Raw genomic sequence first — 13,654 nt, 5'->3', positions numbered from 1 at the left:
CGCGGAAATTGTTCTAAGCGTCAGATGCCCTACGCCTACACCTGACGTCGGCGCCCAGTGGCACCAACACCAAGAATTGTCTCCCATATCACATCTTCCGTTAAAGATATTCCAACGACGAATGGCGGCACCCGCTGTATTACGCCATCCAGCATCCAGAGGCGTTGTCACCTGTGCCGGCTGCTTTCAGGCACTGAATCTGATCGTTCGGAATTCCGCTTTGTCGTCGAAAGCAGTCGTGTCGACTGACTATGGATAAGTACATATTGTCGGTAGCCAGATAAATCATCGATTAGCGAAGCGGGGGAGGCGAAGGGGTAGCAGGTCCATGATTCCCGCTCCGTGGCTTCTGCACCGCGCACGCCACCCGGCGTATTCCCCAACGCCCGTCCGGTCCTCAGAATCGGCTCATCGCTGCGACATAGGTGTACGTATTTTCCGGTTCACCATATCAGTAGTGGAGTGAGAAGCGAACGAAGCGGAACCCCGCGCTAAGCAAAGCAACATCACTACCGAGCCGTAAACCCAACCGGCAACAGCGGCGGCCCCGTCCGGTACATATCCACATAAATCGCAATCGTCTTGCTGCCTCCGTCAACCTGAATGTCGTAAACATCCAGCAGCCCGCCACCTGAGGGAAGCCCGCTACCCGTCGGGATCGATTTGTCCTCGTATTCGCAGCAGGCGCCTCGGCGTTCATAGGTCACGGGTTCGCCTTTTGGTCCGCGCAGTGAGTTGAGGTACAGATGGTGAAAGCTCTTGTCTCTCGGTCCTGTCTTGATGGGTTTCGCGGCAGAGTAGCCGTAGCCCGGGTCGGTGGCGGTTTGTAACTTGATGACGCGCAGATAGGGCGCTGCTGAATCTGATCGGCCGTTGGGGATGCCTTTTCCTCCTACGCGGGTGACGGAAACAATCCTGGGCTCGGGGTTGCTTGCACCTGGGCCAGGCTGGGTGGTCTGGCACCCTGCGAGGTTTGCGGCGGTCAAGGCAAGGATGAGCAGGTGTGAAGAGCGGGAAACCAGCGCGTTCATATAAGAGAGTCCTCGTTTTTAGTTTGATATGGAAGAGAGGTCAGCGGGCGCAGTGACCTCCCTGTAATGCCGGCCCTCACCGGCACCCCACAGCATAAAGGCCACCCCGCATACGCCACCCGGCGTATTCCCCAATCTCCCTCCGGTCCCCAGAATCGGTTCATCGCTGTGTAAAAGCCCTGGTTTCCCCTGGTTTTGGCGCAGCGAAACGCGACTCACCTACCTATCTACCGGAGCGAGGATTCACATGCAACAACGTCGATTTACCCTCAAGGCGATGACCGCCGCAGTCGCACTGGCAGGCCTTGGCGCCATGCCGGCTTTTGCCCAATCGGGTGGCACCATCAAGGTTGGCATCTTGCACAGCCTGTCGGGCACCATGGCAATTTCTGAAACGACCCTGAAAGACACCGTGCTGATGGCGATCGAAGAGATCAATGCCAAGGGCGGCGTGATGGGCAAGAAGCTCGAGCCCGTGGTGGTTGACCCGGCTTCCAACTGGCCCCTGTTTGCTGAAAAAACCAAGCAGCTGCTCGGTCAAGACAAGGTTTCCGTCATCTTCGGTTGCTGGACGTCTGTTTCCCGCAAGTCGGTACTGCCAGTGGTTGAAGAAATGAACGGCCTGCTGTTCTACCCCGTGCAGTACGAAGGTGAAGAACTCTCCAAGAACGTGTTCTACACGGGTGCAGCGCCTAACCAGCAGGCTATTCCTGCGGTTGACTATTTGATGAGCAAGGCCGGCGGCGGCGCCAAGCGCTGGGTTCTGCTGGGCACTGACTACGTGTACCCACGCACCACCAACAAGATCCTGCGCGCTTACCTGAAGAGCAAGGGCGTGGCTGACAAAGACATCGACGAGAAATACACCCCCTTCGGCCACAGCGATTACCAAACCATCGTGGCTGACGTGAAGAAATTCTCGCAAGGCGGCAAGACGGCTGTGGTGTCCACCATCAACGGTGACTCCAACGTGCCTTTCTACAAAGAGCTGGGCAATGCCGGCCTGAAGGCCAAAGACGTGCCAGTGGTTGCCTTCTCTGTGGGTGAAGAAGAACTGCGCGGCGTGGACACGAAACCGCTGGTGGGCCACCTGGCTGCCTGGAACTACTTCCAGTCGATCAAGAGCCCGGCCAACACCGAGTTCATCAAAAAATGGTCTGCCTACGCCAAGGCCAAGAAGCTCCCCGGCTCTGACAAGCCTTTGACGAACGACCCGATGGAAGCCACCTACATCGGCATCAACATGTGGAAGCAGGCTGTTGAAAAGGCCAAGTCCACCGATACCGACAAGGTCATCGCCGCCATGGCCGGCCAGACCTTCAACGCGCCTTCCGGCATCGTGAGCAAGATGGATGAGAAGAACCATCACCTGCACAAGTCGGTCTTCATCGGCGAAATCAAGGCCGACGGCCAGTTCAATGTGGTGTGGAAGACGCCTGGCCCCGTGAAGGCCAAGCCATGGTCTCCTTACATCGAAGGCAATGACAAAAAACCGGACGAACCCGTCAAGAAGTAAGCCATAGAGCTACTGCGCAACCCGATCTGGGCCTTGCAGTGCTCGCCGTACCTCTGTACGGCTCCGCGCTGCAAAACCCACCTCGGGCTGCTCGCTACGCTCTCTGGACCACTTCTTCAATGGAGTGGTTCTGGTTCTTCCAGTCTTGACGCCGTTTTGGCGTCTACGGTCCGGTTCTTGCTCTTGGTGAGTAAGACCGGTGCCCCTCAGGAAGTTGCAGTCTGGGCGCAACGCGGTTGCGTGCTGTGCCCAACCTACAGGTTCTTTCCCCTATGCTCCGTTACCCACTTCTCCGCCTACTCTTTCTTGCTACGCTTTTGATAGCTGCTCGCGCCCATGCCTTAAGCCCTGAGGAGGTAAAAGGCATGTCAATTGGCGAGACGGAGGCACGTGTCGAGGCCCTGGGCAAGGCCGCCGCCAAGGCTGACGAAAAGACGGCTGCGTTCATTCAGGCGCTGTCTGACGATGCGGTGAAAACCAAGGGTGACAAAGTCTTTGTTGTGAAAGACGACAAGGCCTTTGACCCGATCACTGGCGCTGAGGTGCCGTTGCCGGCTGATGCCGAAGACGTGATCAATCCCAACCTGATGCGCAGCGAGATCGACAACGCGCTGGCCGCGTTGAAGCTGTTTTCCAAAGACGAGAAGCAGCGGCGCGATGCGATCAAGACGCTGGGTGGCGATACCGACGAAGCGCGGCTGCCGCTGATTGAAAAAGCCTACGCGGCTGAAACCGTGCCCGAGCTGAAGAACCAGCTCGAGCTGATGCGCGCCGCCATCATGCTGGGCAGCACCGATAAAGCCAAGCGCCTGGAAGCCGCCGCGCAGCTGGCCGGCAGCAAGAACCCCAATACCAAGACGGTGCTGATAGAGCGCCTGGGCACCGAGGCGGACGCCGACGTGAAGGTGGCCCTGCAGGCTGCGCTGGCCAAGGTAGAGGCATCACTGGAGTGGGGCAACAAGCTGGGCGCGATTTTCAGCGGCATCAGCCTGGGCAGCATCTTGCTGCTGGTGGCGCTGGGGTTAGCCATCACTTACGGGCTGATGGGCGTCATCAATATGGCGCACGGCGAGCTGATGATGATTGGCGCCTATGCCACCTACGTGGTGCAGGGCGTGTTCCAGAAATACTTCCCCGGCGCATTTGACTGGTATTTGCTGGCCGCGGTGCCTGTGGCCTTTATGGCTTCGGCGCTGATGGGCGCCGCATTGGAGCGCAGCGTGATCCGTTTCCTCTATGGTCGGCCGCTGGAGACACTGCTGGCCACCTGGGGTATCAGCCTGATGCTGCAGCAGCTGGTGCGTTCGATCTTCGGTGCGCAAAACGTGGGTGTTGAAAATCCGGTGTGGATGAGCGGCGGCGTGCAGGTGCTGGGCAATCTTTCGCTGCCTTACAACCGGCTGGTCATCATTGTGTTTGCCGTGGCGGTGCTGCTGGGCGTGGCCTGGCTGATCAGCCGCACGCGGCTGGGCCTGTTTGTGCGCGGCGTCACGCAGAACCGGCCCATTGCCTCTTGCATGGGTGTGAACACTGCCCGCGTTGACACTTACGCCTTCGCGCTGGGTTCGGGCATTGCCGGCCTGGCCGGTTGCGCGCTGAGCCAAGTGGGCAATGTGGGGCCGGACCTGGGCCAGGGCTACATCGTGGATTCGTTCATGGTGGTGGTGCTGGGCGGCGTGGGGCAGCTGGCAGGCACGGTGTATGCCGCGATGGGCCTGGGCATTCTCAACAAATTCCTGGAAGGCTGGACGGGCGCCGTGCTGGCCAAGATTGCCGTGCTGGTGTTCATCATCATCTTCATCCAGAAGCGGCCGCAGGGCATCTTCGCGATGAAGGGCCGCAGTGCGGAGGCCTGAGATGACGACCACCATGACCCCGATGCCAACCATCGTGCACCTTCCCGCCAAGGGCCCGCTGCTCACACGCGGCGGCTGGAGCGCCTTCATGATGGCGCTGATCGCCGTCTGCGCCATTGCACCCATGCTCAACCTGTGGGTGCCCGAAGGCAGCATGTTCCACATGAGCACCTACGCTGTGGCGCTGCTTGGCAAGATCATGTGCTACGCCATCTGCGCGCTAGCCATGGACTTGATCTGGGGCTACACCGGCATCCTCTCGCTGGGGCATGGCGTGTTCTTTGCGCTGGGCGGCTACGCCATGGGCATGTACCTCATGCGCCAGATCGGCCGCGACGGCAACTACAAAAGCGACCTGCCCGACTTCATGGTGTTCCTTGACTGGAAGACCTTGCCCTGGCACTGGACCTTCAGCGACAGCTTTGTCGCCACCCTGTTTTTGATTGTGGCGGTGCCGGGCATCATTGCGTTTGTGTTTGGTTTTTTTGCGTTCCGCTCGCGCATCAAGGGCGTTTACTTTTCCATCATCACCCAGGCCATGACGTTTGCGGCCATGCTGCTGTTCTTTCGCAATGAAACAGGCTTTGGCGGCAACAACGGCTTTACCGACTTCAAGCGCATTCTCAACATCCCGATTGCCACGCCGTCGATGCGCATGACGCTGTTCATCATGACCGGCCTCACGCTGCTGGGCTTCTTTCTGTTTGCCAAATGGCTGGTGGGCAGCAAGTTTGGCCGTGTGCTGCAGGCCATTCGCGACGCCGAAACACGTGTGATGTTCTCGGGCTACAGCCCGCTGGGCTACAAGCTCACGATCTGGGTCATCTCGGCCATCATGTGCGGTGTGGCCGGTGCGCTGTATGTGCCGCAGGTCGGCATCATCAACCCGAGCGAAATGAGCCCGGCCAACTCGATTGAAATTGCCATCTGGGCCGCAGTGGGCGGGCGCGCCAGCCTGATCGGGCCGATAGTGGGTGCCTTTATTGTCAACGGCGCCAAGAGCTGGCTCACGGTGGCGTATCCCGAATTCTGGCTGTACTTTCTGGGGGCGCTTTTCATCAGCGTCACGCTATTCCTGCCCGATGGGGTGGTGGGCCTGGTCAAGAAGCTACGCAAAGGCGGTGCGAAATGACCCCCGACCTTCTTGAACAGGGCGCGCGCCGCATTGAAGAACGCCTGGCTGCACTCGAAGCTGGAAAGAGCAACACCGAGTCCGGTGGCCGCAGCGCCAGTGGCCGCCGTATTGCCCACGCCGCTGGCGAGGTAGACGTTACCCACGGCCGTATCCTGTACCTGGAAGATGTGAGCGTCAGCTTCGACGGCTTCAAGGCCATCAACAAGTTGAGCCTGGACATTGCGCCCGGCGAGCTGCGCTGCATCATCGGCCCCAATGGCGCCGGCAAGACCACCATGATGGACATCATCACCGGCAAGACCCGGCCCGATGAAGGCACGGTGTTCTTTGGCAGCACGATTGACCTGCTGCGCCACAAGGAAGCCGAAATCGCCCAGTTGGGAATAGGCCGCAAGTTCCAGAAGCCCACGGTGTTTGAGCAGCTCACGGTGTTTGAAAACCTGGAACTCGCGCTCAAGACCAACAAGGGCGTGAAGCATTCGATGTTCTTCAAGCTTGACTCGGTGCAAAGCGACCGGCTGGCCGAGATTTTGGTGACGATTCACCTGGCCGACAGCGTGGGCCGCATGGCCGGCAACCTGAGCCATGGGCAAAAGCAGTGGCTGGAGATCGGCATGCTGCTGATGCAGGACCCCAAACTGCTGCTGCTCGACGAGCCGGTGGCTGGCATGACCGATGAAGAAACGGCGCGCACGGCGGAGCTGTTTTTAACGCTCAAGGGCAAGCATTCGCTGATGGTGGTGGAGCACGACATGAGTTTTATCAAGACGATTTCGGAGATCGTGACCGTGCTGTGTGATGGGTCTGTGTTGGCGCAGGGGACGCTGGATCAGGTTCAGGCGGATGAGCGGGTCATCGAAGTCTACTTGGGACGTTGAGGACACACCATGCTGAACGTCAAAAACATCAACCAGTACTACGGCGGCTCCCACATCCTGCGGGACGTGAGCCTGGACGCTCACCTGGGCAGGGTTACGGTGCTGCTGGGCCGCAACGGCGTGGGCAAGACCACGCTGCTCAAATCACTGATGGGCCTGATCCCCATCAAGACCGGCACGATTGAATTCGACGGCAAACCCATCCAGGGCAACACGCCGTATGAGCGCGCCCGCGCAGGCATCGGCTTTGTGCCGCAGGGCCGCGAGATCTTCGCGCGCCTGACGGTGGAAGAAAACCTGCGCATGGGCCTGGCCTACAAAAGCGCCAGCACGCCGATTCCTGCCGAGCTGTATGAGCTGTTTCCGGTGCTCAAGCAGATGCTGAACCGTCGCGGCGGTGACTTGTCGGGTGGGCAGCAGCAGCAGCTGGCCATTGCACGCGCGCTGGCGGCCAAGCCCAAGCTGTTGATTCTTGACGAGCCCACCGAAGGCATACAGCCCAGCATCATCAAGGACATCGGCCGCGTGATCCGCATGCTGGCCGACCGCGGTGACATGGCCATCTTGCTGGTGGAGCAGTACTACGACTTTGCGCAGGAACTGGCCGACGACTACCTGGTGATGGAGCGCGGCCAATTCATTGCGCGCGGCCAGGGCAAGGACATGGAAACCAACGGCGTGCGGCAGCTGGTGGCGATTTAAGCAGGCCGCCTGCCGTCGCTTTGCGTCAAAGCCCGGTTTGTCCGGGCTTTTTTGTGCCTGCAGGCATGCCGATATTCGTATCAGTTCCGCGAACGTAGAATCGCAGCGGTCGCCGAAACAAACCGGCTAAAAACAATCAAAAAAAGGTAGATGCCGATGGCGTTGCTTGCGTTGGACAACTGGCTGATCCAGGCGAAATCTCATGCGGGCCTGTCGGGCTTTCGCCGCTTTCTGGTGGAGTTTGGCTGTTTCGGCCTCAAGGAAGCCAGGGCCTGCCTCTTTGCGGGCTTGTTCTTTGCGGCGGTGTTTTTGGTACCGCGGGCCGGCGTGGCCGGTGTTCCGCGCTACGACCTGCTGCTTTTGATTGCGCTGCTGATTCAAGGCTGGATGGTGCTGGCCGGGCTGGAAACCCTGGATGAGCTGAAAGCCATCTGCCTCTTTCACGTGGTGGGGTTTGCGCTGGAGGTCTTCAAGACCTCCGGGTCCATCCAGTCCTGGAGCTACCCGGATTTTGCCTATACGAAAGTGTTTGGTGTGCCGCTGTTTTCCGGTTTCATGTATGCGGCGGTGGGCAGCTACATCATCCAGGCGTGGCGACTGTTTGACCTGCGCATCCGGCATCACCCGCCTTACTGGATGGGCGTGGTGATTGCGTTGCTGATTTACGGCAATTTTTTCACGCACCACTTTTGGGGCGACTACCGCTGGTACATCGCCGCCTGCCTGGGCGGCTTGTACGCCAGGTCCACGGTGATCTTCCGGCCCTATGACCGGGACCGGAGCATGCCCTTGCTGCTGAGCTTTTTGCTGATCGGCTTCTTTATCTGGGTGGCTGAAAACATCAGCACGTTCTTCAGCCTCTGGCATTACCCCAACCAGCTGGGTGCCTGGTCCCTTGTCCATGTGGGCAAGTGGAGTTCCTGGTCGCTGCTGGTGGTCATGACCTTCACCATCGTGGCCAACCTGAAGCATGTGAAGGCGCGCATCCATGTCCCCGACTGAGACAGATGCTTCCCGCGTGAAGCTGCGCTTTGACCGCGAGGCTGCACTCTGGGCAGTCTTCATTTTCATCATTGAAGTGCTGATCGCAACCGTGTGGTCGCACCACCTCTGGCTACGGGGTTTTGTCGGCGACGTGCTGGCAGTGGTGTGGGTGTACCTTTTGCTCAAGACCGTGGTCAAGGCCAACACCCGCGGCCTGGCGCTGGTGGCGTTTGCGGTGGGGTGCCTCGTGGAGCTGGCCCAGTATGTGGCCAGCGTCAATGGCTGGCACGTGCAGAACCGGGTGCTGAAGATTCTGCTGGGTTCGGTGGCTGACTGGATGGACGTGCTCGCCTATGCCTGCGGATTCCTGCTGGTTTTGGCGCTGGAGTTCCTGCTGGCCCGCTGGAAGGCCGCCAGAAGGCCGATTACTCCGATTGCGCCTGTTACTTCGAGCGAGAGATGATCTCCTTCATGCGCTGAAGCCGGGGTGCCGTCATCGGCACCGTCAGCATGGTGCTGGCAATGGCCATCAGCAGCAGGGCGGTGAAGGTCTCATTGGAGATGATTTTCTTGCTCAGCAGGATGTTGACAAAGATGATCATGATCAGCCCTTTGGTCTGCAGCAGCCAGCCGATGATGGAGCCTTCGCCGGGCGCCCATTTCAGCACTTTGCCTGCGATGTAAGTGCCCATCAACTTGCCGCCGACTGAAGCCACCAACAGCACCGCCGCGGCGATAAAAACAGCCTCTCCGCCGACGGACCAATTGGTGCGCAGCCCCGCACTGAGGAAGAACACCGGCATCATCACCAGCAGCACGTGATGGCGCAGCAGGTCCATGTGTTCCTGGTTGAACCACTCACCGTCGATGACGGCGCCGGCCAGGAAAGCCCCGATCATGTAGTCCAGCCCGGCCCATTCCGCACCGAAGGCGCAGACGATCAACCAGATCAACCCGACGTACCAGCGGTCACGCTCGGGCAGCCACACCATGAGCTTGCGAAAGGCATAGCTCACAACGCCGAACGCCACGAGAAAACCGACCTGGGTGCCCACCCGTTTCCAGTCCATCAGGATCAGTGCCAGCACGCCCCAGATCGCGATGTCGTCGAGGCTGGCGTAACGGATCAGGCGCTGGCCCACGGGCTGACGCAGGATGGCGAGCTTGTCCATCAGCAGGATCAGCACGGGCAGCGCCGTGACGGCGCAGGCCATGCCGACGCCCACCACAAACTGCCAGGGCATGCCTTGCGCGCCCAGCCACCCCGGGTACATCAGCATGCCTGCGGCCACGACGCAACCCAACACCAGCGGTGTGCTTAGCGCCAGGCCGGCGGTGATGCCGCTTTCGCGCCGGTGTTCCCAGGTCTTTTTGAGGTCCAGCTCGATGCCGGCGATCCAGACAAACACCATGACGGCCCACCAGGCAATGCCGTTGAGCGACTGCACCACCGGCGCGCTGAAGACAAAGGCGTAGTAGTCAGGGTAGACCTTGCCCAGGATGCCCGGGCCCAGCAAAATGCCGGCGATCATCTGCACCACCACCAGCGGCGCGTAGTAGTCGGTTCCGAGAACCCGCCAGATCAGGTAGGGCACCGCGAAGATGAGCGCCATGGCGATCAAGTAGGTTTCGGTGGTGGTCATTGCGGAGTCCATGGTTCCCTTTGTTTTTATGCCTTCCGGCTCCGTGCCGGCGGCCAAGCCCCGCATGGTAGACCATGGCGGTGGCGCCGGTTGTAAGCGGCCTGCCTGTCGGTTACCATGGCGTCGGCTGGCCCCATTGCCAGCCACGTCGCTCGGACGGTTCCGGGCGCTTACGTGAAAGTTTCTTATGTCCGCCTCTTCTTCAGGCAAGCGCCGCTTTGCGCGCATTGACCGGCTTCCCCCCTACGTCTTCAACATCACGGCCGAGCTGAGAATCGCGGCGCGCCGGCGCGGCGAGGACATCATCGACATGAGCATGGGCAACCCCGATGGGGCCACGCCCGCGCACATCGTGGCCAAGCTCACCGAGGTCGCGCAGCGGCCCGACACGCACGGCTATTCGGCCAGCAAGGGCATTCCGCGGCTGCGGCGCGCGATTGCGCGTTGGTACCAGAGCCGTTACCAGGTGGCGATTGACCCCGACACCGAGGCCATCGTCACCATCGGCTCCAAGGAAGGCCTCGCCCACCTGATGCTGGCCACGCTGGACCGCGGCGACACCGTGCTGGTCCCGGACCCGAGCTATCCCATCCATATCTACGGCGCGGTGATCGCGGGGGCCGACATTCGCTCGGTGCCGCTGACACCCGACACGGATTTTTTTGCCGAGCTGGAAAAAGCCATTCGCGGCAGCTACCCCAAGCCCAAGATGATGGTGCTGGGGTTTCCGTCCAACCCCACCGCGCAATGCGTGGAGCTGGAGTTTTTCGAGAAGGTGATTGCACTGGCGCGCAAGCACGACATTTTTGTGGTGCACGACCTGGCCTATGCTGACATCGTGTTCGACGGCTGGAAGGCGCCTTCCATCATGCAGGTGCCGGGCGCCAAAGACATCGCGGTGGAATTTTTTACGCTCTCCAAAAGCTACAACATGGCAGGCTGGCGTGTCGGCTTCATGGTGGGCAACCCCGACCTGGTGGCCGCGCTGGCGCGCATCAAGAGCTATCACGACTACGGCACCTTCACCCCGCTGCAGGTGGCCGCGATTGCCGCGCTGGAAGGCGACCAACAATGCGTGAAGGACATTGCCGCGCAATACCAGGCGCGGCGCGACGTGCTCTACAAGGGCCTGACCGAAGCGGGCTGGCCGGTGGACTGCCCCAAGGCGTCGATGTATATCTGGGCGCGCATTCCCGAGGCTTACCGCAAGCTGGGGTCGCTGGAATTTGCCAAACAGCTGCTGGAGAAGGCCAAGGTGTGTGTGTCACCGGGCATCGGCTTTGGCGACCACGGTGACGACCATGTGCGCTTTGCCTTGATCGAGAACGAAGCCCGCATCCGCCAGGCGGTGCGCGGCATCAAGGCCATGTTCAAGGCGGAAGGGGTGCTGAAATCCGCACAAACCGATAAGCAGGAAGGCTAAAAAAAAGTGGGCTGCAAGCGGTCCACTTTGACACGACTCAAGACCGGCAACAAAGGTGTCGGCACTGTTTTCTTCAACTGCCGGTGGCGTTGGGTGTGTCTTTTTCTGCGATAGCGGCTGTGGCTGCCAGCAGTTTTTTCTCCAGTTCGGCACGCTCCGCAATCTCCCGCTCCAGCAGGTCGTTGACGTGTGCCAGCTCTTCCGCGGAACTCTGGATTTTGTCTTCCAGTTCCGCGGTTTTTACCAGCGCCATCGCAACGTCGCCCGTTTTGACCGCGGGTGGAATTTCTTTTTCGAGGACCTTGTTGATCAGCAGCAGTTCTTGTGCCGATCTTTCCACCGTGTCCTGCACGGCATCGTTTTTTTCGAGCGCTCGCGCCAGTTGTGGCTTCTCGGGCGAGGTGTTCTGGGATTTTTGCATGGATGCTTTCGTGGCGGATGATGTGGCGGGTGATGGCCGGGAGAACATGGAGACGGCGTCCCGCAGTGGACGCGCGATAGTCTCCCTCATCATGCGCGCGAAATCCGTTGACCGGGTGGACTTTACGGGGGGATTACCTGCGTGGGCGGCGCATGAAATATGAGTTGCCTGGAGAAACCGGTGATATGGAAAACCTGCCCATACAACGCACACAAAAAGAAGTGGGCCGCAAGCGGCCCACCTTTGCTTCTGCTCCATCCGGTGAATTCATCAAACCCCGGCGGAGCGAGTGGCAACTGGTTATTGCGGCGGTGAGGCGACGGGCGCCGGGATCACCACAATGTCTGTCGAGGTCTGCGGCTGCACGCGCACGTTGGTGGCGCCTGAGGGCACCACAACGGTTTCAACTTCGCGCACCACACCGCCGCCGGCGACGCTGCCTTCGGCCTTGCCATAGCCCACGATACGGGCCTGGCAGGCGACCTGGTCTTCACCCTTGAAGACATCACAGCGCTTCAATGCATTGGCGGCAAACTGTCCATTGGCGTTGTCGACCTTGCCGGCACGTTTGGCGGCATTGGCGTTCTTCACTTCAGTGATACAGGTTGCCCGGTCTTGTTGGGTCTTGCCGTTGTTACACGCGGCCATTTCGCTCCTGGCGTCACCCGTGGCGTCGATCCCGGTGGTGCCGGAAGCAATCTGGGCAGCAGCGCCCAGGGAGAGCAGGGCGGCTGCGCCGAAACAGGCCGCAGTGCGCGCAAGGCGGAAATTCAGGGATGAGGTCATGGTCAAACTCCTTGTTCGAAACTCGATGGATATCGATAAATGGAGTCTGGGCCGCTACCTGAAACGGCCATGAAAGGAAAAGGTCCGGGTAAGCCGTGCCCTAAGCCCATTCGCCTGTAGGACAGGTCTTTCAGCGGCTTTTGATGGGCCGGGGTTCGCGCGGGTAACGGCTAACTAAAGACTACAAAACCCGTTGAGCTGAGGGGCAGGCGTAACGAATTTTCTGAAGATGGTTTCTTGTACAGCCTGCAGGGGCAGTTACAGCACTACATCGACCAGATGCGCGGCGTGGACGGCGCCAGCTGCCAGAGCTGTGTGCGCCAGGCCTGCCAGACCTGCTTGAGCAAGGCCATGGCAGGTTCAACCACCGGTGACAGCACACGGATGACGACGACCTGCCCGTCGGGGCTGGTCGCGCCGGCGTACGCGGCAAGCGGGTGGGCCTGCATCACGTCACGTGCGCAGTCCAGCGCCAGCTGGCGGCGATGGCGCTCGAGCTTGCTGCCGGCCACAAAAAAGAGTGAGGCGAGGCAGCGGTTGCCGGCCATGCCGAGCGGGCTGTTCATCAGCAAGGTGTCTGCGGCATCCATGCGTGCGCGCTCGAGCCAGACACCGGGCACTTCGATGTGCTGGCGAAAGCTGCCGCTCTCGAACGGCAGGCTGGCGGCGGGCAGGCCCAGGGCAGTGACGTCCCAGCCGATCAGCTCTGCGCCGGGCGCCAATGTCATGGTCAGGCGGTTTTCGGCAAGGCAGCCGTTGTAGCAAATGGCTTCTAGCGGCAGCCATTCCATGCGGGCGCCGGCCTGCAGGTCGAGGCGGGTGCGCTGCAGGGCGGGCTCGCCGGCGGATCGGTAAAAGCGGGTGGCACCGGGCGTGGTGATGAGGCCGTGTGTGCCGGGTGCTGCGCTGAAGGCCAGGTCCAGCGTGTCGCCGCCGACCAGGCCGCCGGGTGGGTGCACGATGACGTTATGGCAAATCGCGTCGCCTTCGGGGTAAAGACTTTGCAGGATGCGCAGGGGTCCGCTATGGCGAAAGTGGGCAAGGGTCTTGCCGGCCTGGTGGGTGTAGTCGAGAGCGAGGGTCGCGTTCCAGGTCATGGGGCAAGTTTAACGCGGGCAGGGTGCCTGGCTTTGCTATTAATTCAGGAGCTGCTTGCGCTCGTCCTGATTGGGTTGTAGCCTCTTTTTGATTGAAATTCAGGGTCCTGCGTATTCACTGCTGGCTTGCCGGGCTGCGAAAAGCGGTGCAGCTCATCCGCGCCGCTCTCCGTTTTGCCCGG

13 protein-coding genes are annotated in these 13,654 nt (G+C 60.5%); 8 read left to right on the top strand and 5 right to left on the bottom strand.

Annotated features, from left to right (window positions below):
* Nucleotides 1–509: 509 nt before the first annotated feature.
* Nucleotides 510–1,031 carry a hypothetical protein gene (locus tag AC1DZE_RS01890; protein WP_477671974.1) on the bottom strand — a complete coding sequence of 174 codons (522 nt, stop codon included), beginning with the start codon at nucleotides 1,029–1,031 and terminating at the stop codon, nucleotides 510–512.
* Nucleotides 1,032–1,278: 247 nt separating this feature from the next.
* On the opposite strand from AC1DZE_RS01890, the gene urtA reads away from it, so the two are divergent.
* The 7 genes from urtA (at nucleotide 1,279) to AC1DZE_RS01855 (ending at nucleotide 8,565) form a co-directional block, all read left to right on the top strand.
* Nucleotides 1,279–2,547, top strand: a complete 1,269-nt coding sequence (gene urtA / locus AC1DZE_RS01885) for an urea ABC transporter substrate-binding protein (protein ID WP_477671973.1) — start codon at nucleotides 1,279–1,281, stop codon at nucleotides 2,545–2,547.
* A 272-nt stretch (nucleotides 2,548–2,819) separates the two neighbouring features.
* Nucleotides 2,820–4,403 (top strand): urea ABC transporter permease subunit UrtB, encoded by a 1,584-nt coding sequence (gene urtB / locus AC1DZE_RS01880; RefSeq protein ID WP_477671972.1) that lies wholly within the window; start codon nucleotides 2,820–2,822, stop codon nucleotides 4,401–4,403.
* Nucleotide 4,404: 1 nt separating this feature from the next.
* Nucleotides 4,405–5,535 carry an urea ABC transporter permease subunit UrtC gene (gene urtC / locus AC1DZE_RS01875; protein WP_477699728.1) on the top strand — a complete coding sequence of 377 codons (1,131 nt, stop codon included), beginning with the start codon at nucleotides 4,405–4,407 and terminating at the stop codon, nucleotides 5,533–5,535.
* Complete coding sequence (gene urtD / locus AC1DZE_RS01870; protein WP_477699727.1) at nucleotides 5,532–6,416, top strand: urea ABC transporter ATP-binding protein UrtD; 885 nt, start codon at nucleotides 5,532–5,534, stop codon at nucleotides 6,414–6,416. Before urtC ends, urtD begins: the two co-directional genes overlap by 4 nt.
* A gap of 9 nt (nucleotides 6,417–6,425) precedes the next feature.
* On the top strand, nucleotides 6,426–7,118 hold the full coding sequence (urtE, locus tag AC1DZE_RS01865) for an urea ABC transporter ATP-binding subunit UrtE (protein WP_477699726.1): 693 nt from the start codon (nucleotides 6,426–6,428) through the stop codon (nucleotides 7,116–7,118).
* Between the two features lie 156 nt (nucleotides 7,119–7,274).
* Nucleotides 7,275–8,120, top strand: a complete 846-nt coding sequence (locus tag AC1DZE_RS01860; RefSeq protein ID WP_477671976.1) for a DUF817 domain-containing protein — start codon at nucleotides 7,275–7,277, stop codon at nucleotides 8,118–8,120.
* Complete coding sequence (locus tag AC1DZE_RS01855) at nucleotides 8,107–8,565, top strand: ribosomal maturation YjgA family protein (RefSeq protein ID WP_477671968.1); 459 nt, start codon at nucleotides 8,107–8,109, stop codon at nucleotides 8,563–8,565. The genes AC1DZE_RS01860 and AC1DZE_RS01855 overlap by 14 nt, the downstream gene beginning before the upstream one ends.
* Here AC1DZE_RS01855 and AC1DZE_RS01850 read toward each other — a convergent pair.
* Nucleotides 8,546–9,757, bottom strand: a complete 1,212-nt coding sequence (locus tag AC1DZE_RS01850; protein WP_477699725.1) for a cation:proton antiporter — start codon at nucleotides 9,755–9,757, stop codon at nucleotides 8,546–8,548. The two genes, AC1DZE_RS01855 and AC1DZE_RS01850, sit on opposite strands and share 20 nt — an antisense overlap.
* A gap of 175 nt (nucleotides 9,758–9,932) precedes the next feature.
* Between AC1DZE_RS01850 and alaC the strand changes: the two genes are divergently transcribed.
* Nucleotides 9,933–11,168, top strand: coding sequence for an alanine transaminase (gene alaC, locus AC1DZE_RS01845; RefSeq protein WP_477699724.1), 1,236 nt, complete (start codon nucleotides 9,933–9,935; stop codon nucleotides 11,166–11,168).
* 73 nt (nucleotides 11,169–11,241) lie between these two features.
* Here the strand turns inward: alaC and AC1DZE_RS01840 are convergent, their stop codons facing one another.
* The 3 genes from AC1DZE_RS01840 to AC1DZE_RS01830 form a co-directional block, all read right to left on the bottom strand.
* Entirely contained in the window at nucleotides 11,242–11,589 is a 348-nt protein-coding gene (locus tag AC1DZE_RS01840) for a hypothetical protein (protein WP_477671965.1), read from the bottom strand.
* A 300-nt stretch (nucleotides 11,590–11,889) separates the two neighbouring features.
* Nucleotides 11,890–12,375 (bottom strand): hypothetical protein, encoded by a 486-nt coding sequence (locus AC1DZE_RS01835; protein WP_477671964.1) that lies wholly within the window; start codon nucleotides 12,373–12,375, stop codon nucleotides 11,890–11,892.
* 266 nt (nucleotides 12,376–12,641) lie between these two features.
* Entirely contained in the window at nucleotides 12,642–13,472 is an 831-nt protein-coding gene (locus AC1DZE_RS01830; protein ID WP_477668164.1) for an urease accessory protein UreD, read from the bottom strand.
* Nucleotides 13,473–13,654: the final 182 nt, after the last annotated feature.

The sequence above is a fragment of the Polaromonas sp. P1_F1 genome, assembly GCF_056405795.1.
Note: the sequence above shows the minus strand (reverse complement) of the source record. Positions and strands in the feature narration are given on the sequence as shown.

Excerpts from the sequence above, each read along its gene's own strand:
- AC1DZE_RS01890 (WP_477671974.1), bottom strand. The coding sequence starts at position 1,031 with ATGAACGCGCTGGTTTCCCGCTCTTCACACCTGCTCATCCTTGCCTTG.
- urtA (WP_477671973.1), top strand. The coding sequence starts at position 1,279 with ATGCAACAACGTCGATTTACCCTCAAGGCGATGACCGCCGCAGTCGCA.
- urtB (WP_477671972.1), top strand. The coding sequence starts at position 2,820 with ATGCTCCGTTACCCACTTCTCCGCCTACTCTTTCTTGCTACGCTTTTG.
- urtC (WP_477699728.1), top strand. The coding sequence starts at position 4,405 with ATGACGACCACCATGACCCCGATGCCAACCATCGTGCACCTTCCCGCC.
- urtD (WP_477699727.1), top strand. The coding sequence starts at position 5,532 with ATGACCCCCGACCTTCTTGAACAGGGCGCGCGCCGCATTGAAGAACGC.
- urtE (WP_477699726.1), top strand. The coding sequence starts at position 6,426 with ATGCTGAACGTCAAAAACATCAACCAGTACTACGGCGGCTCCCACATC.
- AC1DZE_RS01860 (WP_477671976.1), top strand. The coding sequence starts at position 7,275 with ATGGCGTTGCTTGCGTTGGACAACTGGCTGATCCAGGCGAAATCTCAT.
- AC1DZE_RS01855 (WP_477671968.1), top strand. The coding sequence starts at position 8,107 with ATGTCCCCGACTGAGACAGATGCTTCCCGCGTGAAGCTGCGCTTTGAC.
- AC1DZE_RS01850 (WP_477699725.1), bottom strand. The coding sequence starts at position 9,757 with ATGGACTCCGCAATGACCACCACCGAAACCTACTTGATCGCCATGGCG.
- alaC (WP_477699724.1), top strand. The coding sequence starts at position 9,933 with ATGTCCGCCTCTTCTTCAGGCAAGCGCCGCTTTGCGCGCATTGACCGG.
- AC1DZE_RS01840 (WP_477671965.1), bottom strand. The coding sequence starts at position 11,589 with ATGCAAAAATCCCAGAACACCTCGCCCGAGAAGCCACAACTGGCGCGA.
- AC1DZE_RS01835 (WP_477671964.1), bottom strand. The coding sequence starts at position 12,375 with ATGACCTCATCCCTGAATTTCCGCCTTGCGCGCACTGCGGCCTGTTTC.
- AC1DZE_RS01830 (WP_477668164.1), bottom strand. The coding sequence starts at position 13,472 with ATGACCTGGAACGCGACCCTCGCTCTCGACTACACCCACCAGGCCGGC.